We start from the raw sequence: 23,458 nt of genomic DNA on the forward strand, positions 1-23,458 counted from the left end.
CTCGCGCGCGCTCTACTACGGAAGCAAAGAGGGCGACCACTCGTAGCGCAAGCCCGATGTTTCCTGCCGGCTCAAGCCGCGAATGAAGGTGGAGGAAAACAGCCTTTCCAGCCAGCTTTTTTGGTCCGTCCGTGAATAAACCACCTGCGGCGTCCCCTGAATGCCCACGCGCTTGGCCGCCAGATCGACGGCATCTTCCATATTACCTAAAACGTCGACCAATCCCAATCCCTTGGCCTGTTCGCCGGAATAAACCCGGCCGTCCGCCAGCTCTTTCACTTTTTCTTCCGGCATCCGCCGGCCCTTGGCGACGGCGCCGACGAACTGCGCGTGCACGTTGTTCACCAGCTCCTGAAGAATCTTTTTCCCCTCCGGGCTGAGCGGCCTGAGCGGAGAGCCGATGTCTTTGTTGGGACCGCTCTTGATGCTGGTGCCCTGGATGCCGATCTTTTTCATCAGCTCTTCGACGTTTCCCAACTCCATGATGACGCCGATCGACCCGGTCAGCGTCCCCGGGTTCGATACCACCTGGTCGCACGCGCTGGCGATGTAGTAGCCTCCGGAAGCGGCGACGCTGCCCAGCGAAGCGATCACGGGCTTTTTCTGGCGCAGCTTGCCGACTTCCGCGTAGATCTCCTGGGTGGGAGCGACCGAGCCGCCGGGAGAATCGATCCGGAGCACCACCGCCTTGATTCCCTTGCTGTCGCCGAAGCGCTTGAGGCTCTCGATCGTGTCGCGGGAATCGTTGATCGCGCCTTCGATCGCGACGACCCCGACCGCGTCGCCTCCGATCGCGGTCAGCACGCCGGCCTCGCCGCCCGTGAGATAGGCGTAAAAAAACACCCCGACGAAAAAGATCAGGATGAAAAGAAAAATAAAACCCAGCCCCTTGAGCAGCGAACGTCCCCGCGCCATCGTCGCCAATCCGCTATTGCGGATTGCCTCCTTTTGCCTTGTCGCCGGGCTGCGGCGTTCGGCCGACCTCGGCCGAAGGCTCTTCGTCGCGGTCGAGCCTGAGCTCTTCGTTGAGAATCGCCTCGAACGAGAACCGGCCGCCTTCCTTCTCTCTCTTGAGATAATTCTCCATCTCCTGGCGCTCCTCGGTCTTTTTTAGGGCGCGGATGCTGAGGCCGAGCTTGCGCTCGTGCGGCTCGGCGTTGATCACTTCGGCCTCGACGGTATCGCCGACTTTAAAAAGACTCGAAGGCTTGTCCACCCGCTCGGTGCTCAACTGAGAGACGTGGATCAATCCTTCCACGCCCTCTTCGAGGCGGACAAAGACGCCGAAATCCGGCACGCTCGCCACTTCGCCTTTGACCTTGGAGCCGACCGGATATTTCTTCGCGATCACCTGCCACGGATCGGGCGCGAGCTGCTTGATGCCGAGGGAGAAGCGCTCGTTCTGAACGTCGACGCCCAGCACCTTCGCCTCCACCACGTCGCCTTTCTTGTAGAGCTCCGACGGATGCTTGACCTTCTTCGTCCAGTGAAGATCGGAGACGTGCACCAGCCCGTCGATACCTTCCTCGACGCCGATGAAAATACCGAAATCGGTCACGTTGCGCACCGGTCCCTTGACGACGGCGCCGACGGGATATTTTTCCTTGGCCTGCTCCCAGGGATTCGGCATGACCTGCTTGAGGCCCAGAGAGATGCGGCGATGGTTCGGATCGACGTTGAGCACGACGACCTCGACGGTCTCGCCGACCTGGACCACCTTGGAAGGATGCGCGATCTTCTTGGTCCAGGACATTTCCGAGATATGGATGAGTCCTTCCACGCCCTTCTCCAATTCCACGAACGCGCCGTAATCCACCAGGCTCACGATTTTTCCCTTGATGCGGTGCCCTACGGCATAGGTATCGGCGACAGCGTTCCACGGGTCGGGCATGATCTGCTTCATGCCGAGAGAGATGCGTTCGCGCTCGGCGTCGAACTTGAGCACCACGACCTTGATCCGGTCGCCCACCTTGACCAACTCCGAAGGATGGCCGATCCTGCCCCACGACATGTCGCTGATATGAAGGATGCCGTCGATCCCGCCGAGATCGACGAACGCGCCGTAGCTGGTGATGTTTTTGACCGTCCCCTCGAGGATCACGCCCTCTTCGAGAATTTTAAGGATGTCCTTCTTCAAGCTGTCGCGCTCTTTCTCCAGCAACGCCCGGCGCGAGACCACGACGTTGCCGCGCGCGCGATTGAATTTCAGCACCGCGAATTTGTCTCTTTGGCCGACGAACTTGTCGAGATTTCGCGTCGGCCGAATGTCCACGTGCGAGCCGGGCAGAAACGCGGGGACTCCCAGATCGACCTTGAACCCTCCTCTCACCTTGGCGACGATCACGCCCTCGACTCCCGTTCCTTCGCGGGAGGCCTTCTCGATGTCCTCCCACACCTTCATGTTCTCTGCCCGTTGGCGCGATAGAACGATCCCTCCTCCTTCGCCTTCGGAGGAATCGAAGAATACATCGACCTCATCGCCGACTTTCACCTGCGGCTTGCCCTGGCGATCCAAAAATTCCTGCAGCGGGATCTGCCCCTCGGATTTATAACCCACGTCGACCATCACGTGCGTCGCGGTGATGCCGACCACCGTTCCCCGGACGACTCCGCCCGGTTTGACCGAGCGCATGCTCTCCTCAAAGAGGGTTTCAAAGTCGTCGCCGGTGTTTGGGGTATCCTGTTTTTCGGCCATGAGATTCGTTTTCCCTTCCTTATGTAGACATCTTCTTTTTTATTTCTTGCATGATTCGCTCCATGATTTGATCGACGGTGCGGCCCGTCGAATCGATCGCGACCGCGTCCTCGGCCCGGCGCAGCGGCGCCAGGGCGCGCTCCTGATCCCGCCGGTCCCGCTCTACCATTTCTTCCAGAGTCTCGTCCAGAGAGACCCGCTTTCCCTGCTCCTTCAGCTCAGCGAAGCGCCGCTTCGCGCGCTCTTCGGGACCGGCGGTGAGAAAAATTTTCACCTCCGCCTGAGGAAAGACGACGGTGCCGATGTCTCTACCCTCGGCAACGACTCCGCCGCGCGCGCCCATCGCCCGCTGCAACTCCACCATTCTTTCCCTGACCGGCCTCAGCGCCGATATCTTCGACGCCCACTGGCTCAGCTCCGGCGTGCGGATCTCGGTAGTTACGTCCCGCCCGTCGAGCAGGACCTTGAGATTCCCTTCACGCTCCGATAGCTCGACGTTTGTCTGTCCCAGCACCTCGCGCAATTTTTCCTCGTCTTCCAAATCGATCCCGCCTTGCCTGACCTTCCAGGCGAAGGCCCGGTACATGGCGCCGGTATCCATATATGTATAACCTAACTCTTTTGCCAAGCGCTTTGCCACCGTGCTTTTGCCCGCTCCCGCGGGCCCGTCGATCGCGACGATGAGCTTCTTCACCCATGCGCCTCTTCCTTCGTGCGCTTCGTGTCCTTCGTGGTCAATAGTTTATCACCACGAAGAGCACGAAGGTCACGAAGTTTGTAGGTCGATGAACAATCCAGGCTAGTCCGTTCATCGACACAAGCCTTCAAGCAAATCGAAGAATCCCGGAAACGAGATATCGGCGCACGCGGTGTCGTCGATTTCCACGCCGCCGCGCGACGACAAGCCGGCGACCGCGAGGGCCATCGCCACCCGGTGATCGCCGTAACTTCCGAGCGAAGCGCCTTCAAGACGGCCTTGACCCTCGATCGTCATGCCGTCTTCCCGCTCCTCGACCCGCACGCCGAGCCGCCGAAGCTGTTCGGTCATGCCGGCGATGCGGTCCGATTCCTTATACCTCAACTCTTTAGCGCCGCAAATAGTCGTCTTTCCATCGGCCAGCGCGCCCGCGACGGCAAGGACCGGATACTCGTCGATCGTCCGCGCCACCATTTCCGGACCGATAGCGACGCCTTTTAATTTTCCGCCCCTGACCCGGATATCCGCTACCGGCTCGCCGGCCTCCTCTCGCGGGTTAATGAATTCGATGGCAACGCCCATCCGTCGTAATACATCGATGACTCCGCTCCGAGTCGGATTGCACCCGAGCTCGCGAATCAGCAGATCGGAGCCGGGAACGGCGGCCGCCGCGACCATAAAAAATGCGGCCGAAGAAAGATCCCCCGGAACGTGAACGTCGTCGGCGGAAAGCTTGTGCCCGCCCTCGACGGAGATAACTCGGCCATCGGCGACCTCCAGCTTCGCGCCGAAAGCGCGCGCCATGACCTCCGTATGGTCCCTCGACTGTTGTGGTTCTTCTATAACAGTTACCCCGGCGGCCTGGAGTCCGGCGAGAATGATCGCCGATTTGACCTGCGCGCTGGCCATCGGCGTCGCATAGCGAATGGCCTTGAGCCCACCGCCATGAATTTCTAAGGGCGCGCAGTCTTTGCCGCCGCGGCTTTCGATCCGGGCGCCCATCAATCCGAGCGGCTCGATCACTCGCTGCATGGGCCGTTGGCGCAGCGAAGCGTCTCCATCCAGCGTGGAAGCAAACGGCCGGCCCGCCAGCACCCCGGAAAGCAACCGCATCGTGGTGCCGGAGTTGCCGCAATCGATAATTTTTTCAGGAGCGGCGAGTCCTTCCCAGCCTTTTCCCTCGACGGACAAAACGCCGCCGTTTTCTGAAATTCTCACGCCGAGATTTTTGAACGCACCGACCGTGCTGCGATTGTCTTCGCCGCCGGAAAGATTGTAGATCCGGCTCATTCCGTGGGCGATGCTCGCGAAGATCACGGCCCGATGGCCGATGGACTTGTCGCCGGGCACAGTAATCTCTCCGCGCAGCGGACGCTTCACTTCCTCGATTCTTCGCGCGCTGGGCTGTGATTTTGCGCTTAGGATATCCGCCTCCTCGCTTCGTTTGCCAGAGCGAACTCCCGCTCCAAGGCCGCGCCCTGCCCGTTGTCGATCATCCGCCTCAGCCGTTCGAGGCTACGGATGTAATCCGCCAAGCCTTTGCTCACGGCACTGCGATTGAGCAGGAAGATATCGCGCCACAGCTCCGGCCGGCTCGATGCGATGCGGGTAAAATCTTTAAATCCTCCGCCGCAGTATTCGATCACGTCCGTCGAATCCACTTTCGCCCGGCTCATCAGATTGACCAGAGCGTAGACCAGCGCGTGCGGCAGATGGCTTACGAGCCCGAGAATCTTGTCATGAACGTTGGCATCCATCTCTTCCACTTCGGCGCCGACTTTGCGCCACAGAGCGGCGACTTTCTTCAGCGCGGCGGGGTCCGTCTTTCTCGTCGGCGTGAGTATGCAGCGCTGGCCGACGAATAAATCGGCACGCGCCGCCTCCGCGCCCCACTGCTCGCCGCCGGCGATCGGATGCGCGCCGACGAACGGGAGCCTCGGCGGCAGCAGCTTATCCATGACGCGCACGATCTCCGCTTTCACGCTACCCACGTCGCTCACGATGCAGCCTGGATGGAGACAGCCCATAAACTCTTCCATGAGCGGCACGGTGGATTGAACGGGCGTGCCTAAAGCAAGAAAATCGGTTTCAAATGGAATATCGTAAGAGCGCAAAAAGTACTTGTCGATCATCCCTTTCTTAAGCGCCACGCGCAAGTTTTTTTCTCCCCGTCCGTAGCCGATCACCTCTTCAACGAGGCCGTGCTCGCGCGCCGCCAGCGCGAGCGACCCGCCGATTAGGCCGACGCCGGCGATCACCATCCTGCGGAACATCAAAGCCACTAGACTTCTCTCCCCAGCGCGGCGGCGACTTTTCTGAGATCGTCCATCAGCGCGGCGAATTTTTTCGGCTTGAGCGACTGCGGTCCATCGCTCAGCGCCACCTCGGGATGAGAATGGACCTCGATTAAAAGCCCGTCCGCGCCGGCGGCGACTCCCGCGAGCGCCATCGGCGCGACCAGATCCCAACGCCCGGTGCCGTGGCTCGGATCGATGAAGACCGGCAGGTGCGAAAGCTGTTTCAGCACCGGCACGGCGCTGATATCCAGGGTATTCCGCGTCTCGGTCTCGTAGGTGCGGATACCGCGCTCGCACAAAATGATCTTCCGGTTTCCCTCCGCGGCGATGTACTCGGCCGAGAGCAAAAATTCCTGAATCGTCGCGCTGAGCCCGCGCTTCAGCATCACCGGCAGCTTGAGCCTTCCAATCTCGGTCAGGAGCTTGAAATTCTGCATGTTGCGCGCGCCGATCTGAAGGACGTCGGTGTAGCGCGCGACGAGATCGAGATCGCGCGGGTCGAGCACCTCGGTGATGATCGGGAGACCGGTGATTTTCCTGGCGTGCATCAAGTAATCCAGCCCTTCTTCGCCGAGACCCTGGAAGCTGTAAGGAGAAGTTCTGGGCTTGAAGGCGCCGCCGCGCAAAAAGGTCGCGCCCGCTTCTTTGACGGGAATGGCGGATTCGAGCACCTGATCGCGCGATTCGACCGAGCATGGTCCCGCCATCACGTGCACCTTCTTTCCGCCGATTTGCCGGCCGCTTACCTCGATAATCGTGTTGTGCTTCTGGAACTCCCGGCTGACGAGCTTGTAGGGCTTCAGGATCGGGAGGACTTTCTCCACGCCGGGGAACGATTCGAGCGTCTGGTCCGCCATCAGCCGCTCGTCGCCGATCGCGCCGATGATCGTCCGCTCCTTTCCTTCCGAGACGTGGGCCTTCAGCCCGAAGCTCTCGATTCTCTCGATGACTTTCTCGATCTCTTCCTGCTTCAGCCCCGGCTTTAATACGACGATCATGGCTTCTCTAATCTCCTAAGAATGACTTGTGATTATAGCTTTCAACTCGTTTATGAATCTACTGTTTTCCTTCATCGTGCCGATCGTCACGCGGATATGCTCCGGGAGATCGTAGGCGCCCATCGGGCGGACGATGACGCCACGCTGCAAGAGTTGTTTGAAGATCGCTCCCCCGTCGCCGACGCGGAGTAAAATGAAATTCGCCCGGCTGGGAACCTGCTCCAATCCGAGCTTCTCGATCTCCCGCTGCAAATATTCCATGCCTTCGCGATTGACGTCGAGGGTCCGCCGCACGTGATCGACATCTTCCAGCGCGGCGAGCGCCGCCCATTGGGCCGCAGCGCTGACGTTGAACGGCTGGCGCACGCGGTGCATCAGGCCGACGAGATCTTTCGGACCGATGCCGTAGCCGATCCTGAGACCCGCCAGGCCGTAGAGCTTCGAGAAGGTCCGCAAGGTCAAAATTGCTTTGCCGGTCTCCTGATACGCGAGCGAGTTCGGATAGTCCGAATCGGCGACGTACTCGAAGTAAGCCTCGTCGGCGACGACCAGCGTATCGGGACCGACGCGGTCGAGAAACTTCTCCCACCGCTTTATGCCGTAGATCGTGCCGGTCGGATTGTTGGGATTCGCGAGAAACACGATCCGCGTTTTGGCGCTTACCGCATCGCCCATCGCGTCGAGATCGTGCGTGAAGTTCTTGAGCGGCACGATTTTGCACGACCCGCCCGCCGCCTGCACGATCAGGCGATAGACAACGAAGGCCTGATGCGCCATGACCGCTTCGTCGCCGGGCCTCATGAAGGTCCTGACGGCCAGCTCGATGATTTCATTGGAGCCGTTGCCGAAGACGAGCCGCTCCTCGGCGACGCCCAGCTTCGCCGCCAGCGCGCGCTTCAAATAAAAACAATCGCCGTCCGGATAGAGATGGAGCCGGCTCAGTCTTTCCGTGAGCGCCTTCAGCGCCCTGGGCGAAGGGCCGAGCGGATTCTCGTTCGACGCGAGCTTGATCGAATCCTCGATGCCGTATTCCCGCTCCACCTCTTCGATGGGCTTTCCCGGCTCGTAGGGAAACAGCGAGCGAATGTATTCCGGCACTCGATCCAAGAGGCTCATACGGCCGAGGGGTAAGAGCCCAAAATTTTGATGAACAGGCAGCTCTTCTCCAATTTTTTTACCGCCCGCTGGATCGGCGGGTCCTGGATGTGTCCTTGCAGATCGAGGAAGAAAAGATATTCCCACGGCTTCTGCTTCAACGGCCGCGACTCGATCTTGGTCAGGTTGATGCGGTTCTTCGCGAACGGATCGAGCATGCGATGCAAGACGCCGACTTCGTCTTTGACCGAAAAGACGAGCGAGGTCTTGTCCGCGCCGCTGGGGCTCGGCGTCTGCCCGCCGATCACGAGAAAGCGCGTGATGTTGTTGCTCTGGTCTTCGATGTTGCTTTCCACGGTTTCCAGACCGTAAAGCTCCTTCGCCAGCGCGCTGGCGACCGCAGCGAGGCTCGGGTCCGCGGCGGCCATCTGCGCCGCCTGCGCGGTGCTCGGCGCTTCATTCAGCGCCACGTTGGGAAGATTGGTCGTCAGCCAGCGCCGGCACTGCGCCAGCGCCTGCGGATGCGAAACGATCCGCCGGATGTCTTCCGTCTTTCCTGAACGCGACAGCAAATAGTGATGGACGTCTAAAAAAACCTCGGCGCAAATCTTCACGTCCGCCTCGACCAGCATGTCCAGCGTGTGCGTGACGACGCCTTCGGTCGAGTTCTCGATCGGCACCACGCCGTAGTCCACCCTTCCCTGCCGCACTTCCTGGAACACGTCCGCGATACCGGCCATGGGGACGTAGGTCGTCGAAGAGCCGAATTTCTCGCGCGCCGCCATGTGGGTATACGTCGCCTCGGGCCCGAAGTAGGCGACGTTGAGGGGCGCTTCCAGAGAACGTGAGGCGGAGAGAATTTCCCGATAGATGGAACGCACGGACCGCTCGGGCAGCGGTCCGCGATTCAGATGCGCAATCCTCTGAAAGATTTCCTTCTCGCGGCTGGGAACAAAAACATCCTTGTTGTCCAGACTTTTGGTCCGGCCGATCTTTTGAGCAAGAGTTGCCCGCTCGTTCAGCAGCTCTACGAGATTTTCATCGACCTGATCGATCTTTTTTCTGAGCGCATCGACCGTCTCTTTACGGCTCAAGGAGGACCTCACCCATAACCATACAAATTCATCCCGAAGTTATCTAACCTAGCTTAACGCCTGCGAAATTGCAAATATTTCCCGGCCTTGACGAAACCCAGAGAGCGCCGGTATGAGTGGCCTATGCCCTGGGAGATCGTCGTACCGGAAAACGAGACGCCGAAGCGGCTGGAAAATCTTCTCAAGAAGCGCTTCAACATCGGTTACGTGAGAAAGCTCTTTCGCAAAAACGGCGTGCGCCTCAACGGCAAACGCTCCGGACCGGAGGAACTGGCGCGTCCGGGAGACCGCATCCAGCTCTATGTTCCGTTTGAAAAGCAAAAGGCGCCGGTAAAGCCGGCGCGCGCGCGTCCGTTCGAGATCTTTTTTGAAGACGAGGATCTCGTGGTCCTGAACAAACCCGCGGGGCTCGCGGTCCACGAGGGAAAGGGAATCCTCAAGCGCGATACCGTTCTCGGAATGTTGGAGGCAGCGTATCGTCCGCGGGGCATCACGCCGAAACTCGTTCACCGGATCGACCAAGACACGTCGGGCCTTCTCGTCGCGGCCAAGAACGACCAAACGGCAGAGCGGCTGGAAAAGCTTTTCGAAACCGGCGACGTGGAGAAAGAGTACCTCGCGCTCGTGGCCGGACGGCTTCATCCCAACCACGGCACGATCGAATTCCCGTTGCCGGGACGAAACGGCCGGCCGGTTTCAGCCGTGACTCGTTACCGCGTTGAGGAGGAATTTTCCGATACGACTTTGGTTCGCGTTTGGATCGAAACCGGCCGCATGCACCAGATCCGCCTCCACTTCGCCCAGCTCGGCCATCCGATCGTGATGGACGACGAGCACGGCGACTTCGCCTTCAACAAAAAGTTTCGCAAAGCTTATGGCTTGAAGCGGCAATTTCTCCACGCGGCGATGATCGTATTTGAGTATCGAGGAAAAAAGCGAAGATGGAGTGCGGATTTGCCGGAGGATTTGGCGGGCACGTTGAAATCTCTAGAAGCTCGGTGACTTTTCTTTTTGCCTTTTTACTCTTACCCTTTGCCTTGCTCTTTCCTATCACTGCGCTTCCATGGGAGACAGCGTCTTTATCGTGTGACGAAAGGGCCTTCACCGCCGGTACTGCTATTCCAAGCCGTCATAGAAAGATATCTGTAGATGCCTGGAATCTCACTGATATTCCAGCGTCAGAAGCATTGCGGTAACTTCTTTGAAATACCTGTCTTTCACTGCCCCACTTACTGACAGATTGAAAGAGTGCATCCATTTGGGCCCGATCACAATATCAGTCCGCTTGAAGAAATCCCCTCCTTTCGCATTCATTACGAGATAAGAAGCGGTAGCCGCCCGGTAGCCGCCGATATCTGTCCAGCTCTGCCCTCAAAAAACGGACCCTGGCGTCCGGATTATCTCGTTCGATGTTTTTGGTCATCTTGCGAAACCTTTCCTCCGTCAAGTCGCTTACGGATATCGTTGGACTAGAAACGACGTTTATTTCAAGCCTCGTGAGTTGGAGTGCCCACGTCTCAGGCCAACGGAAAAGTACTGCATCCTGGTTCTGGGAGATTCGTTTCAGTTCTCGGAAGATATTGCTTGACGGAGAGTTGGGATCTTGAGACTCGAAATTCTCGAGTGACCGCGTAATCTGATGGTGCCCTCCTCCTACCCAGGAGTCTGGCACATTCATGCGCCAACGAAGCCTTGCTCCTTCGGCCAGCCACTCTGCATGGGCCTCGCCGATACTAACCGCGATGCAAATAGCGAGCAAGAGAACAGTGCGGCAGATACCCCTCTTCATAACCTGAGGACCGTCTAGGGGACAACTATGGGGGACAATTCAATCACTGCGCCTCCAATGGTGACAGCGGCATCGTCTTTTCGGGCGACGATAAAGCTTTCACCAACCGATACTGATACTCCAGCCCATCGAAGAAGGATTTCACCGCCAGGCGCTCGTCTTTGCCGTGGGCGCGATTATCACCGGGCTCGCTGGCAAGGCCGGAGTGGCCGTAGGCCGGGATGCCGGCGTTGCGCAGAAAGCGGGAATCGGTCGCGCCTGTGGACATCACCGGCACGACCGCGGCGCCCGGCCAGAACTCGGCTGTGAGCCGCTCGATCGCCTGGGAAGAAAATGGGGTCAGAGAACTTTTTCGATCCTGTCCAACCTAAGAACGCTGCAACTGGGCGCTGCTTTCGCGATCTCACCTCCTACGGATGGTTCAAAATTAACCCACCATACTTCACCTCGCCCCATCGGCAACATCCCCGAGCGTATCTTCAGCCCATTCAATGGCTTCTTTTTCTCGGGCTTCTTCTCCGGCCATCCGACGATAGGCGGCGTCCAAGCTCCTGCACGTTAACTGCGGGCGAAGCAAAGACTTGATAATCACTGCGCCTCCATTTTTCATATGCCCGCTCACTTGCCGCCGCACGATCGGGTCCTCTCACGCGGGGTGCGGTCAGGTGCGGAGGTGCGGTGAACCCTGCCCCGCCTTCGTTTTTGTATCTGAACAATCTGAGCAACGGCCCGTAGTGTCTCGTTGACAGCCTCACGATTTGGAAACAGGCGTGCTACGTCGGGATCAAGCATCACAACATTGATGCCTTCGGCATACCGGCGCGCGTACTTGCCGCGGACCCCGCCGGTAAAGTCATAGTGATGGCGCATTTCGTCGTCTCTACGAGCCCCCTTCTTCATATTTCCTCAAAGACGTATCTGACCAAGCACCTCGTTTAACCCTTTGCCGACATTTAACTGCCGCCGACAAGGGTTTCCAATCTAACGCTATGCGGCTGAGCGCCGCCCTCGTTTTTTTGCAGTCCGCTCTCGCCCCTTCTTAGGAAGCCGATCAAACTCTTCGGGCTCTCTATCGGGAACCTTGGATAGAACGGCCTCAAACCTCTTGCGACTCCCACGCTTGGCGCGTTCCTGAAGGTATTCCACGGTCATCAGCGCAGACATCTTTTCCGCGACCGCTGAATTGATAAGCTGATTGATAGACACACCCTCACGCTTAGCCAGGTCACCCAGCTTTTTATGGAGAAAATTTGGAAGTCTGAGACTCAACGCGCTCATTGCAGTGCTCCTATTCGTTTAAGGAACTGTGCAGGGGTCAGAATCTGCACGTCAAACTTCTCGGCTCCTGCAAAATCCCGCCTGTTGTAGGTAATGATGGCATCGCAGTCCCCGGCAACCGCTGCCTCCAAAATAAAATCATCCTTCGCATCTCTTAGATAAGGACGCCATAAAAAATAAACTTCCTGATGCTTGCCGACGCTGCATAAGTAATCCAGCAAGTCTCGGACATCGGAGTCGGCGAGGTGCAACTCCTCCAGTTGAGCCGATAAAACCTCTTCGTACTCAAGCACCACGGGAACGGAGAGGCAGATTTCAAAGTCTCCCTTTCCTACCATGGAGAGCAATTTGAAGGCCGCCCCCTTTTTTGACCGAAGTCCGGACACAAGAACGTTGGTGTCCAGAAGCACGAGAGGCACAGCCACTGTGGTATTATATGAGATACCATCAATTAAGCAAGGTTTTCGAGAATGAGCAACTAACGACTTCCTGACCAGCTCCCAACTGGATTGCCGCTTAAAGCATGCGGGAATGACGGACTTCGGATGGGCAATTGACGTCGCAGCAAGCTACGGTAATCGACCCGCGATTCAATCACTGCGCCTCCAATGGTGACAGCGGCATCGTCTTTTCGGGCGACGATAAAGCTTTCACCAACCGATACTGATACTCCAGCCCATCGAAGAAGGATTTCACCGCCAGACGCTCGTCCTTGCCGTGGGCGCGATTATCACCGGGCTCGCTGGCGAGCCCCGAGTGGCCGTAGGCCGGGATGCCGGCGTTGCGCAGAAAGCGGGAATCGGTCGCGCCTGTGGACATCACCGGCACGACCGCGGCGCCCGGCCAGAACTCGGCTGTGAGCCGCTCGATCGCCTGAACGAGGTCGGGCCGAGGCGGCGACGGCAGGCTCGGCGTGTAATCTTCCATTTGGCTGACGACGATCTTGTCGTTGGCCAATACTCTGACCAGGGTTTGCTGAACCTCGGCCACGGACTCGCCGGGCAGCACCCGGCAATTCACCGTTGCGCGCGCCGTCTGCGGCAAAGCATTCTTGGCGATTCCCGAGTCGAGCCGAGTCGCTACGCAAGTGGTCCTGAGCTGAGCGTTGTACGAGGGCCGGGTCGAGAGACGCGACGTGGCCGCGAGGTCCGCGGGGTTGCGAAGAATGGCCCGCATGTCCTCGGCATCCTGGCCGCTTTCGATAGAGGCAAGCCGTTCGAAGTAAGCGCGGGTCGCCTCGGTGAGCTTCACGGGAAACGCGTGCCTGACTAAACGACGGAGGCCTTCGGCGAGATGGTAGATCGCGTTGTCCCGGGTCGGCACCGCGCTGTGCCCGCCGGGGTTTTTAACTTCCAGGCGGTACATCACGGAAATTTTTTCGCTGACTTGCAGCCGGCTGACGGCCGGCTTGCCGTTCCTTAAGCTGATGCCGCCGCCTTCGTTCAGCGCGAATTCCGCATCGATGAGATTTTTGTATCTCTTCAGCAGCCACGATACGCCGTTGGTCGGAACGTCCCCCATTTCCTCGTCGGCGGTCAGTGCGAGGATGATATCCCGGTCGGGGACGAAGCCTTCTTGCTTATACCTAAGGAGATTCGCCACGAAGATGGCCGCCATCGCCTTGTCGTCCGACGTGCCACGGCCCAAGAAGTATCCATCCTGCTCCTGAAACTTGAATGGATCGAACGACCAATCCTCACGCCTGGCTTCCACGACGTCGAGATGGGCCAGTAAAAGAATCGGCCTGCGCGCGCCGGTGCCGCGCAAGCGCGTGACAAGATTCCCCTTGCGCGCGTCGCTCCCGAGCACATGAATATCGTCCTCCGGAAAGCCCGCGCGCCTGAGCCGCCGCGCCATCGCCTCGGCGGCGAGCGTCGTATTGCCGACAGAGTCGGTCGTGTTGATGTCGACGAGCTCTTTGTAGATCTCGCGCGCGAGCTGCTGGTGGGGAGTGAACGGCTGCGCGTAAGCGAATCCTCCGCTGAGCGCTACCGCAAGACAAGATGATAAGAGACGCATCATCATTGATCTAATGTCTTTCTCACCATACGAACACAATAAGAGAGATTCTTCGCTGCGCTCAGAATGACATGGGAGCTTGGATTAGCCTGAGTCCTTCCTCTGTCATCCTGATGAACGAAGTGAAGGATCTCTCCCGCTCCTCATATCACAAGTTGAAGAGCTGCGCCGCGGTGCCGCCTAACATCGCCGCCCTATCCTTTTCCGATCTCGCCGCTTCGCGCACCACATTCAGCGACTCAAGGATGTTTGCGGAGGTTTTGCATTCGAGCGGGTAGTCGGTGCCGAACAGGATGCGATCGGCGGAGGTGATGTTAAACGCCGCTGCCAGCGCCGGCGCCCAGGCGCCGGTTCCGGCGGTATCGAAGTAGAGTGAGTGGAATAATTTTTCAAAACGCTCCGCCAGGCCGAGGCGCTTCTGCTCCGATTGCGTCTTCAAGTATCCCTTCACCTCGGGCGGAACATCGGCGTCCTCGGGCTCGAAGAACGCCATCATCCTTCCCTTGAGCGACGACGCGCCACCGCCGAGATGCGGCATGACGAAACGCAGCCCGGGGAAGCGCGGCAGCACGCTCGCCATCACGCGCACGATAGCCTGGGTCGTCTCGAACGGCCGGAAGACGCAGCGGTCAAGATTGTAAATAGTGTCCGAGCCGGCGGGCTTGGACTGCGGATGAATCACGATCGGCAAATCATGGCGCTGGATACGCTCGTAGAGCGGGTTCATCACCGGATGGTCGAGCTGCACGTCGAGATGACACGCGAGCAGCGCGACGGCGCGCAAACCGAGCTCGTCGATGCCGCGCGCCAGCTCGCGCTCCGCCTGAGGCGGCTCATGGATCGGCAGGTGCATGGCGCCAACGAAGCGGTCCGGATGCTGGCGCGCGACTTCGGCGATGCCGTCGTTCAACATCCGCGCGACCTCCGCTCCCATCACCTGCACCTGATCGGTGAGCACCGCCGTCTTGACGCCGGCCTCGTCCATGACCTTGAGATGCGCGTCGAGGTCCTTGCGCGACGGATTGAGCGTCAGGCTGATCTCGTTCGTGACGATCCGCCGGCCTCCCGCTTGCGCGGCGAGCCGGTCGAACAAGCCCGCCGGCATGTAATGATGGTGAACGTCTACGATGAGCTCGGTCGAGACCATGATTACTCAGCGATCTCCTTGGCGAGCCGATCGGCGATGATGCTATAGACTTCCGGGCAGATGCCCAGGCCCAAATGGGTCGTTTCCACCTCCACGTGCTCGACCTGCGAGCAGTCGTTGTCGATGCAGGCCCGCCACGCGACGACGCCGTCCATGCGCGAATAGATGGCGGTCACCGGCGTCGTGAGCGAGACGCGATTGCGCATCTGGATCTGCGCCTCGATCGCGTCGATGTCGATGCCTCGGCGGCGAAAGGAATGGGCGATGACGGTGTACTTGGGGCCGCCCACCACCGGAGTTCCGAGCGTGATGACCTGACGCACGAGATCGGGACGCTCGCGCGCCGCCTCGCGGCCGAGGTATCCTCCCAGGCTCCAGCCGACGATGCGAACCTTTTGCCGCCCTTTGCGAGAGAAAGAGACCAGACGTTTGAGCACGCGCGTCAGCTGCTCCGATACATCGTCGGAATTTTTACGCCGTCCCTGACCGCGCACGCGATAGCCGAGAAGACGTAAATAGCTCTGCAGCAGCACCGTTGAAATGTCGCCGGCGCCGTAACCGGGCAGGACGAGGACGGGCTCGCCGCGCCCGCGCGGCTGGCGCGCGAGCGTGCGCATGCAGAGCAAGAGCCGCGGCAGCTCGAGCAGCCCGCGCGCCTCGCGCAACAGGCCGGAGCGCGGCGGAGGTTGAATCAATTCGATCGTCTTCGTAGTGGATTCCATTGCATCAGCCGTCGACAGAAGTCTTCATACCATACCGGGTGCGCACGAAGTTTACCATCTTCAAGCTCATGATGACCTGGCGATTTTGATTCAGCACCTCGACGAAGGAACGGACGATGCCGCGGATGGTAGGCGAGCGGCATGAAGCGCTTGCCGAAGCTCACCACCTCTTCAAGCTCCACCGCGATGGGACCGAATTCGTGCACCGTTCCGGGAACGTAATCTTCGAAGTAGCGGTTGCGACCGAGGTGGTGAAGCCGGACCGATTCATCCAGGAAGAAACTAGTCGAGAGGCCGGCCGGGAGTCAAGGACAACTGTCCAATCCCACAAGCACGCGGCGTGGGAAGTCGCGCGCGGCCTCAGCGGCCAGGCGCCGATGACGGAGGTGAAAGACCCGTGGCCTTTGGAGGAGGCGTAGGACCAGGGGTTCGACGGAGTGTGGAGATAAGAAGGTAGAACTTCAGGGGACTGTGAAAAGATTCCCGACCCTTTTTATTCTTTTTATTGCTCCACCCCTCTCTGCGAAATACGAGGGGTTGAGAAAGACAAGTCCAATTTTCAGGATTCGACCCCATCATGCCCTTAGGTAGGTTTTGGGGAACGAGGTAACCCACCCATCGTGGAAGATGCATCATTGTATGGCGCAATCCTCGAAGCCAGCGCTAATACCCCGGTAGACCTCTTCCCCCTTCACAAAGGCCCTTGCCACCACCTGTCCGATATCTCTGAAGACCATCAGTGACAACACATCGTCCAAGTCGCCCTCGATCTCTCTCCATCTCCCAGATAGGGGGCTAGGATCAGCGACGATAAAATCTGCATCTTTGCCTTGTTCAAGGCTCCCGATGCGTTCATCGAGTCCCAAAGCTGTCGCTCCTCTAATGGTTGCCATCGCAAGCATTTCTCGAGGCTGCACCCACTGAGGTTGCATATAAATTCCGTCACGCATAACGGATAAAAGAGAAGCGGAAGGAGCCGCGCCTATGTCAGAGCCTAGACCGACGGTGATTCTGTTCTGATGCATCTTTCTCAAATTCATTGTGCCGCTCTTCAGAAAAAAATTCGAACTCGGACAATAGGCCACTTTCGCACCAGACTCCCCGACGATTTTGAACTCGTCATCTTCAAAATGAATAGCATGGGCCAAGATTGTTCTTTCCCCAAGTAAACCCGCTGAATTATAGACGTCAACGTAATTTCGCCTGTGCGGAAACCGTTTCCGCACGAAGTCTACCTCCTCAAGTGTCTCCGACACGTGCGTTTGAATATACGCCCCATATTCTCTGGCAGCCGTTCCCGCCGTGATCATAAGCTGCTCTGAACAAGTTACCGCGAACCGGGGAGAAAAGGCATAATACAGTCGTCCGTCACTGGCTCCGTGCCACTTCTTGCACAGCGCAATGCTCTCTTCGATTCCAATGCGCCACTCTTGTAGCAGGCTCCTTGGAACCTCCCCACCTTCATCCATCAAAACCTTTCCAATTATTGCCCGGAGACCACTATTGGCGGCTTCTTCAAAGAGAATATCCGTCGCCTCGGCATGAACGGAGGAGAAAATAACTGCGGTAGTCGTCCCACAACTCGCCAGTTCATGCAGTAAGCGCTTTGCGGTGTTCCGCGCCAGATTAGAATCGCTGAACCGTGCTTCCACAGGGTAAATATGTTTCTTGAGCCAGGTCAAGAGACTGTCTGCGTACATACCCCTACAATCAAACTGTGGGAAGTGTAGATGCAGATCAACAAACCCGGGTAGAAGGAGCTGCGAACCAAAATCTACAACGGGCACACGCGCTGTAAAATCTAACCTTCGCTTAACATCCTCCCAGCACCCACAGTCGATAATACGACCATCCCCTCCAACTACCAGACAGCCGTGTCGAAATTCCTCACAGGACCCGTCCAATCTCGGGTTGACAATCCTACCTCGGTAGATTACGGGTTCGAATCTTGGATCTACCAACATTGAACCAACTTCTTTATAAAATTTGTAGACGACAAGATGAATTGCAAGAGATAAAAGCTGAAGAGGGCAGCTTCGATGATAAACAAGACTATCGTGCTCCTCAAATATAGCCTCTCACCCTTTACCCCGCATGAGGAAGCCTATCGAGTTGGATAGTCAAACTTTCATTTTCCGTAAAAAGCTTCGGCTCAATCGCTTTGGCAATCCCCACTGCTCCGCCAAGAAGGTTTGAGTAGAGTTTGATCCTCCCTCGGGAGTTAAGTGTGATAAGAAAAGTAATGCTCACAAGGATTAATCCGACAAACGAATTCCAAGGCAATTTGTCGAGTTTGTCATAGAGGACAACGCTCAAGGTAAGCGCACCGGTGATCATCGTTACGCTATCGGTGATCACCTTTACAATGATCCCGTCGAGACCCTGGATCGTGTCCCGGATCTTATTATAATAGGCGAGATCCTCGCTCGAATTTTCAGTAAGGAGAACTTTCGCCATACGCATTCCTCCCGTCAACCCCTGAGTCGTAATAACGGTAATAGAATACTTTGGAAGGGGTTTTGCAGTCAATACATATTAACCAGGCCTTCGGCAACAGGAAGAAAGGATGAAGGATGACCGCGGGGGGATGAAATAAAGAGAAGACAGCGGGGAATAGGCTGAAAACGAAAGCCGTGCCCGTGTTCGTTCTTCGACTAGCTCAAGACGCTGAGCGGAGCCGAAGTCTAGATCGTGCTCGTGGGCAGAGGTAAAAGACGGAAAAATATGGAGGATGGGCGATCGACCGGAAAACTTTTGGAGAAAGATCTAAATTAGGGGAATTCTACGACCGGAAAATGAATAACGAGCGCCTTGGACCATTTCGTGGGACTTTCCAAAATCTTCGCGATGCGTTTCCCGACTTCTGATCGTACCACCTTGGCGCCGCAGCGCGGACAAACGCCAGCGGGCACGTTGTCCAGCACGACTAGCTTCCCGCGAATCCAAAAGTCCTGGTTGATTCGTTTGCCCACAAGCTTGGCATCGCAGATTTCACATTTTCCGTAATTGAGATCCAGAGCCGCGTCGATAGCCTCGGTCTCCTTCTTCGCGCCCAGGATGCTCTTGACCCGCTTGATCTTTCGCTCGTCCAAATAGTAATTCTTCCGCTTCACGTTAGTTTTCATGACTCGCGCCTGTACGTATGTATTTCCATTTTATATGCAGCATCTTAGGCGTCAAGGGGCATTGAGGCAACAGGCGATAGTGAAAAGGATGAACTTTTGTTGACACCCGCTCTGTTGTCGAATAGTGTCGCGGAAGATCGCTCTAAAAACGGCGGCGTACAATGAGTCGAACACTGCGGATTCTGAATTTCGTAAGCGCCGCGCTGCTTTTCTTATCCGCCGCAGCCGCGCCGGCAGCGGAGTCGAAAGCCGATCCCATCGACCGGATCGAAGACAACAGCTTTCTCGTCGAAGAAGCCTACAACCAGGAACCGGGAGTCATCCAGCACATCTTTGTCGCCGTCTACTCCAAAGACTCCCAGCGGCGCGGGTGGGAATTCAACTTCACGCAGGAGTGGCCGGTCTTTTCTCAGGACCACCAATTTTCCTACAGCATCCCCTCTTTCCACACTCGGGAAGAAGGCGAAAACTTGCGGGGCATCGGAGACATTCTACTCAACTACCGCTACCAGGCTCTGTACGAAGGAGAGCGTTTTCCGGCGTTCGCGCCGCGGTTCAGCTTGATTCTCCCGAGCGGTAACCGCTGGAAAGGAACGGGCAACGGCGTGGTCGGCTATCAATGGAACCTTCCCTTCAGCAAAAAGCTTCCGCCGCTATTGGCCCTCCATGCGAATTTTGGACTCACCTATCTCCCCGGCGTGCGCGCCCCGTTGGACGCGGGAGGACTGTCGTCGAGGCGCTCGCTCGTCTCCCCCAGCCTGGGCGCGAGCGCCATCCTCGCGCTCACGCCGCGCGTTCATGCGATGTTGGAATGGGTCGGTAATTTCGATGAAAGCATCGACGGCGCAGGAAAAAAACAGCGCGACTTCGTATCGATGATCTCTCCGGGCTTCCGCGCCGCCGTCATCGATAAAGAGGAGCTGCAAACCGTCATCGGCGTCGCTCTACCAATCGGTGTTACGAGGGCCGCCGCCAACTTCGGCGTGCTGTTATATCTCTCGATCGAACACAAACTTTTTTAGCTGCGGCTTATCCATGTCTACCTTCTTCAAGTAAGCGCCTGAGCACAGAACGCCTCAACAGCTTCGCCAAGGATTTGGCGCCACCGGATCTGCGGGCGGGCGACCACGTCAGCGGCAGAAAGCGCCTAAAGATTCTTTATAGTTCGTCGATAAGACTAATGTAGAGTAGTCGGCGTCCCCCGCCCCTTATTAAGGTTAAAAATGCGGACCGAGTTTGCATTTACTCTCGCTCCTGAACATATCTCGACCGCCGTCGATCACATTCGGCGACGTCCAGTCCGTGCGATGCCCTCGGGAGGCCCCTGCGAATTGACGATCGAGCAGGCGGGCCTGCGCCACAACTCGCCAAACTGGGAATCAACGACGAAGTGGTCCGGCCTGATAAGAGTGGATGACTCGCACGGCGTCGTTCTGCTGCTCACCGACGATCTCTATTTCTACATCGTTCCCGATGCCGCATTTGAATCCGGAGAAGAAAAACAAGCCTTCCTTGCACATCTCCGCGAAAAAGTCGGCGCGGCGGCATTCGCTAAGCGCCGGCCACGCCTTCGAGGCGCGCGAACTTGAGGCAAACGATGGCGGCGTTCCTAGACAACCTGGCGAACGGCTTTCGCCTCGCTCTGTTCCTCCGGATTCGGGAAGATCGGCTGACGGTCGCGTGGTGGCAGATTGCTGCGTTCGGCCTCGCCGGCTGGTTGATTTCCGTCGTTTCCGCCGTCGCGACGATGCACCTGCACCCAGCGATGTTATTTTGGACCATTCCCTCGGCCGCGTCTGAGTTACCCGTTTTCGGGCTCGCGGCAATCCTTGCCGCCTACGTCATCGGCAGGAGTGATAGAACGTTGACCCTATTGCAAGCGTTTCTCATGATCAACGTGGCGATCCAATTGGCGGGTTCCGTCGCTTACGGCGCGGTCGGATCGTTCTTGAATCATACTGCGCTACGGCTAATCGGCGACGAGTACGCCATCATTCCGCAGCTCTGGCTTGCCATGGCTTGCGCCAAAACAACGGTATCCTTGTTTCCGAGCGCACGGCGTCGGGCGTCCATTGCCGCCGCCCTTTGCGCCGTCATGCTTGGCCTGCCGGCTATGGCGCAGTACGCCGAGCGCGCTTTCTTGCTGCAGACAGCCGAAGGGGAAGAAAGCGGATCGACAGATTACAAGGGGTTGGACGAAAGCGTGCTCTACGGGCAGTCCGGTGTTCTCGAACGCGAGCTTGCCGGCGCTCGGCCCGGCCGCCCGGGCGTGATCGACGTCTATTTCATCGGCATTGGCGGCTATGCCAACCAAGATGTTTTCATGAAGGAGGTCGACGCCGTGGACCGTCTCTTCCGCGAGCGGTTCGACGCCGAGGGAAAAACAATCCGCCTGGTCAACAATCGCAAAACCGTAGCCACATCGCCTCTCGCCAGCGTGACCAGCCTGCGCGCGTCGCTAAAGCGCGTGGCGGAGGTGATGAATAGGGACGAAGATATACTCTTCCTTTTTCTTACTTCGCATGGCTCGAAGGAGCACCGCTTGTCGCTCGACTTCTGGCCGGTGAAATTTCATGAGCTGGACCCGGCGACGCTGCGCGCCCTCTTGGACGACTCCGGGATCCGAAACCGAGTGGTCGTGGTTTCCGCCTGCTATTCGGGCGGATTCATCGGGCCCTTGAAGGATCAAAACACGCTCGTGATTTCCGCATCGGCCGCGGACAGGAATTCATTCGGGTGCAGCAACGAGGTGGAATGGACGTATTTCGGCAAGGCCTATTTCGACGAGGCGCTCAGGCAGACGCATTCGTTCGTCGAGGCGTTCGAGATCGCCAAGCTGGCCGTCGCCGAACGCGAGAAAAAAAACGGCTACAAGCCTTCCGAGCCCCAGATCGCTGTCGGCGAGGCCATCAAGCCGAAGCTCTCGACGCTGGAGCAACAATTGGGCGCCCTGGCAAAAGGATACAAGTAGCGTCCTCCTAATTTTTGCCCTTTGTCTGTTTACTTTCCGCTCCCCATCTCCTTCTTCAGCACCGGCAGGATGATCCCGAGCATCAGAAGGACGGCAACGACTACTCCGCCCGTGATAAGATACGAATAGCGCTCGCTCCACGGAACCTGAGCCTCTTCGGGCTTGAGAGTTTCGATAGCGCCGTGATTCACTTGCGGCAGCGTGGCGATATCCATCCCCGGGACCAGGCGCGCGAAGTCATACGCCGCCGCGCCGGCTTTACCGTTTCCTCCGTAAAGAGTGTATTGCGCTCCAGCCTGCGCCTTGAAAAGCAGCGCGCAGGTGCGGCGCTTGACCGCGACGTCTTTGATCTCCAACGGGCTGTCGTCACGATTTAAAATCGTGACGCGCAGATAGCGATACGCGGCGTGGGGAATCGCGGCTTCGGTCATCTCCGAGATTTTGCCCTGATATTCCCGACGATAGAATTGTCCCTGCGCAACCGAGCTCCAGGGGGTCTCTCTCTCTTCCGCGCGCCACGCCTCCTCGGTGCGGCGGTAGATCTTATGCGTGATCGTATTCCGTCCTTCGATCGTGTAAGCGCGATCGAACCGGGCGTTCTCGATGGCGAGCGCGACGCTTTGCAGCGGCAAGTTCCGGAACCCGAGATCGAGCGTGATGACGGTCGAGCTGGTTTTTTTGTCCTGCTCGATGTTTCGGCTGACGACCTGGACTCGGGCGAGTTGCGGCTCGCCGGCCGGCTCCTCGTAAAAAGCGTTTGCCCCGTTGATCTCGACGCGCTCGGGATCGTCCGCCATATTCTCCACCGTGAGCCGGAGATAGCGAAAACTGTTTTCGGGAAAGGCGAGCGTATCGAGCCGGAGCGACTGGCCCGGCACGTGAGCGTCGAAAAGAAAATTCCGCTCCTGGACGGTCTCCCAGGTTCGTCCATCTTCTCCGCCTTCGATCGTCACCCGGCGCCGGTAATTTTGTCCGGACAGATCGACCTTCAGCTTGTTCTTGAGCGCGCTTTCGCCAAAGTCCAGAACGACGCGCGAAAAACGCTTGGGCGTGAACGTCCGGTTAATAATCTGGACCGGGCGCATGACCGTCGTAGCCGCCGCGGTCGTGCGACCGCATTGAACGACGTGCGGAACCAACGCCGCGCCCTGGTCGACGAGACGGAGATCGTGCGGCGGAATCAGCAGCCGATCGTAGAGCGCTTCATCCAGAGGCAGCGCCGCCATGCCGCCGGTCTCCTGGGGGCGGGCGAGCGTCGCGCGCCAGCCCCACTCTTGCTGATCGAGCTGGGCGGTCAACGTGTCGGGACCAACGAGGCCAAGGAGGAGGGCCGCCGCGGCAAGGAAATGTCTCACGACGCTCCTTCCCTTGGCGCCGGCGGGATTTCCGCGTTCGGTTCAAGCAGGCCCTTGGCGAACTTCTGATAGAGATACGCGGCGACGATGAGAAGCACTCCGGTGGCGGCAAACGAAAGTATCCGGTAGACGGGCTGCAAGATCGCCATGTCTATCACCAGCAGCTTGACCACGGT

24 protein-coding genes are annotated in these 23,458 nt (G+C 58.1%); 5 read left to right on the forward strand and 19 right to left on the reverse strand.

Annotated features, from left to right (window positions below; translation table 11 throughout):
- Positions 1-15: 15 nt before the first annotated feature.
- From sppA to pheA, 8 genes are all read right to left on the reverse strand, one after another.
- The gene (gene sppA, locus VGL70_21065) at positions 16-915 is read right to left on the reverse strand and encodes a signal peptide peptidase SppA (GenBank protein HEY3306019.1); all 900 of its coding nucleotides are present in this window, start codon (positions 913-915) and stop codon (positions 16-18) included.
- A 13-nt stretch (positions 916-928) separates the two neighbouring features.
- The gene (locus VGL70_21070; protein HEY3306020.1) at positions 929-2,695 is read right to left on the reverse strand and encodes a 30S ribosomal protein S1; all 1,767 of its coding nucleotides are present in this window, start codon (positions 2,693-2,695) and stop codon (positions 929-931) included.
- Positions 2,696-2,714: 19 nt separating this feature from the next.
- Positions 2,715-3,389, reverse strand: a complete 675-nt coding sequence (gene cmk, locus VGL70_21075; protein HEY3306021.1) for a (d)CMP kinase — start codon at positions 3,387-3,389, stop codon at positions 2,715-2,717.
- Between the two features lie 114 nt (positions 3,390-3,503).
- Entirely contained in the window at positions 3,504-4,772 is a 1,269-nt protein-coding gene (gene aroA / locus VGL70_21080) for a 3-phosphoshikimate 1-carboxyvinyltransferase (GenBank protein HEY3306022.1), read from the reverse strand.
- Positions 4,773-4,810: 38 nt separating this feature from the next.
- Positions 4,811-5,665, reverse strand: a complete 855-nt coding sequence (locus VGL70_21085) for a prephenate dehydrogenase/arogenate dehydrogenase family protein (protein ID HEY3306023.1) — start codon at positions 5,663-5,665, stop codon at positions 4,811-4,813.
- Between the two features lie 8 nt (positions 5,666-5,673).
- On the reverse strand, positions 5,674-6,687 hold the full coding sequence (gene aroF / locus VGL70_21090) for a 3-deoxy-7-phosphoheptulonate synthase (protein ID HEY3306024.1): 1,014 nt from the start codon (positions 6,685-6,687) through the stop codon (positions 5,674-5,676).
- A gap of 15 nt (positions 6,688-6,702) precedes the next feature.
- Entirely contained in the window at positions 6,703-7,803 is a 1,101-nt protein-coding gene (hisC, locus tag VGL70_21095; GenBank protein ID HEY3306025.1) for a histidinol-phosphate transaminase, read from the reverse strand.
- Positions 7,800-8,876 carry a prephenate dehydratase gene (gene pheA / locus VGL70_21100; protein HEY3306026.1) on the reverse strand — a complete coding sequence of 359 codons (1,077 nt, stop codon included), beginning with the start codon at positions 8,874-8,876 and terminating at the stop codon, positions 7,800-7,802. The genes hisC and pheA overlap by 4 nt, the downstream gene beginning before the upstream one ends.
- Positions 8,877-8,999: 123 nt before the next feature.
- On the opposite strand from pheA, the gene VGL70_21105 reads away from it, so the two are divergent.
- On the forward strand, positions 9,000-9,878 hold the full coding sequence (locus VGL70_21105; GenBank protein HEY3306027.1) for an RluA family pseudouridine synthase: 879 nt from the start codon (positions 9,000-9,002) through the stop codon (positions 9,876-9,878).
- Positions 9,879-10,708: 830 nt separating this feature from the next.
- Here the strand turns inward: VGL70_21105 and VGL70_21110 are convergent.
- From VGL70_21110 to VGL70_21135, 6 genes are all read right to left on the reverse strand, one after another.
- The gene (locus VGL70_21110; protein ID HEY3306028.1) at positions 10,709-11,008 is read right to left on the reverse strand and encodes a M20/M25/M40 family metallo-hydrolase; all 300 of its coding nucleotides are present in this window, start codon (positions 11,006-11,008) and stop codon (positions 10,709-10,711) included.
- Between the two features lie 644 nt (positions 11,009-11,652).
- Entirely contained in the window at positions 11,653-11,943 is a 291-nt protein-coding gene (locus VGL70_21115) for a toxin-antitoxin system HicB family antitoxin (protein ID HEY3306029.1), read from the reverse strand.
- Positions 11,940-12,353, reverse strand: a complete 414-nt coding sequence (locus VGL70_21120; protein HEY3306030.1) for a putative toxin-antitoxin system toxin component, PIN family — start codon at positions 12,351-12,353, stop codon at positions 11,940-11,942. The genes VGL70_21115 and VGL70_21120 overlap by 4 nt, the downstream gene beginning before the upstream one ends.
- Positions 12,354-12,537: 184 nt before the next feature.
- Positions 12,538-13,968 (reverse strand): M20/M25/M40 family metallo-hydrolase, encoded by a 1,431-nt coding sequence (locus VGL70_21125; protein HEY3306031.1) that lies wholly within the window; start codon positions 13,966-13,968, stop codon positions 12,538-12,540.
- 142 nt (positions 13,969-14,110) lie between these two features.
- A complete protein-coding gene (locus VGL70_21130) occupies positions 14,111-15,109 on the reverse strand; it encodes an amidohydrolase family protein (protein HEY3306032.1) in 999 nt (332 codons plus the stop codon).
- A 2-nt stretch (positions 15,110-15,111) separates the two neighbouring features.
- Positions 15,112-15,831 (reverse strand): alpha/beta fold hydrolase, encoded by a 720-nt coding sequence (locus VGL70_21135; protein HEY3306033.1) that lies wholly within the window; start codon positions 15,829-15,831, stop codon positions 15,112-15,114.
- 116 nt (positions 15,832-15,947) lie between these two features.
- On the opposite strand from VGL70_21135, the gene VGL70_21140 reads away from it, so the two are divergent.
- Entirely contained in the window at positions 15,948-16,250 is a 303-nt protein-coding gene (locus tag VGL70_21140) for a hypothetical protein (protein ID HEY3306034.1), read from the forward strand.
- A 213-nt stretch (positions 16,251-16,463) separates the two neighbouring features.
- Here the strand turns inward: VGL70_21140 and guaD are convergent, their stop codons facing one another.
- The 3 genes from guaD to VGL70_21155 form a co-directional block, all read right to left on the reverse strand.
- Positions 16,464-17,795 carry a guanine deaminase gene (guaD, locus tag VGL70_21145; GenBank protein ID HEY3306035.1) on the reverse strand — a complete coding sequence of 444 codons (1,332 nt, stop codon included), beginning with the start codon at positions 17,793-17,795 and terminating at the stop codon, positions 16,464-16,466.
- Positions 17,796-17,916: 121 nt separating this feature from the next.
- A complete protein-coding gene (locus VGL70_21150) occupies positions 17,917-18,288 on the reverse strand; it encodes a hypothetical protein (protein ID HEY3306036.1) in 372 nt (123 codons plus the stop codon).
- A 314-nt stretch (positions 18,289-18,602) separates the two neighbouring features.
- Positions 18,603-18,956: a type II toxin-antitoxin system MqsA family antitoxin gene (locus VGL70_21155; protein HEY3306037.1), complete on the reverse strand. Its 354-nt coding sequence runs from the start codon at positions 18,954-18,956 to the stop codon at positions 18,603-18,605.
- Between the two features lie 161 nt (positions 18,957-19,117).
- On the opposite strand from VGL70_21155, the gene VGL70_21160 reads away from it, so the two are divergent.
- The 3 genes from VGL70_21160 (at position 19,118) to VGL70_21170 (ending at position 21,927) form a co-directional block, all read left to right on the forward strand.
- On the forward strand, positions 19,118-19,978 hold the full coding sequence (locus VGL70_21160) for a transporter (protein ID HEY3306038.1): 861 nt from the start codon (positions 19,118-19,120) through the stop codon (positions 19,976-19,978).
- 309 nt (positions 19,979-20,287) lie between these two features.
- A complete protein-coding gene (locus tag VGL70_21165) occupies positions 20,288-20,545 on the forward strand; it encodes a YcxB family protein (GenBank protein HEY3306039.1) in 258 nt (85 codons plus the stop codon).
- An 8-nt stretch (positions 20,546-20,553) separates the two neighbouring features.
- On the forward strand, positions 20,554-21,927 hold the full coding sequence (locus tag VGL70_21170) for a C13 family peptidase (protein ID HEY3306040.1): 1,374 nt from the start codon (positions 20,554-20,556) through the stop codon (positions 21,925-21,927).
- A 29-nt stretch (positions 21,928-21,956) separates the two neighbouring features.
- On the opposite strand, the gene VGL70_21175 is transcribed toward VGL70_21170, so the two are convergent.
- Together VGL70_21175 and VGL70_21180 are read right to left on the reverse strand one after the other, a co-directional pair.
- Complete coding sequence (locus VGL70_21175) at positions 21,957-23,282, reverse strand: DUF3999 family protein (protein HEY3306041.1); 1,326 nt, start codon at positions 23,280-23,282, stop codon at positions 21,957-21,959.
- On the reverse strand, positions 23,279-23,458 hold a 180-nt coding region (locus VGL70_21180; protein HEY3306042.1), incomplete at its 5' end, for a DUF2339 domain-containing protein. The genes VGL70_21180 and VGL70_21175, both read right to left, overlap by 4 nt.

Source organism: Candidatus Binatia bacterium, assembly GCA_036504975.1.
Lineage (GTDB): Bacteria > Desulfobacterota > Binatia > UBA9968 > UBA9968 > JAJPJQ01.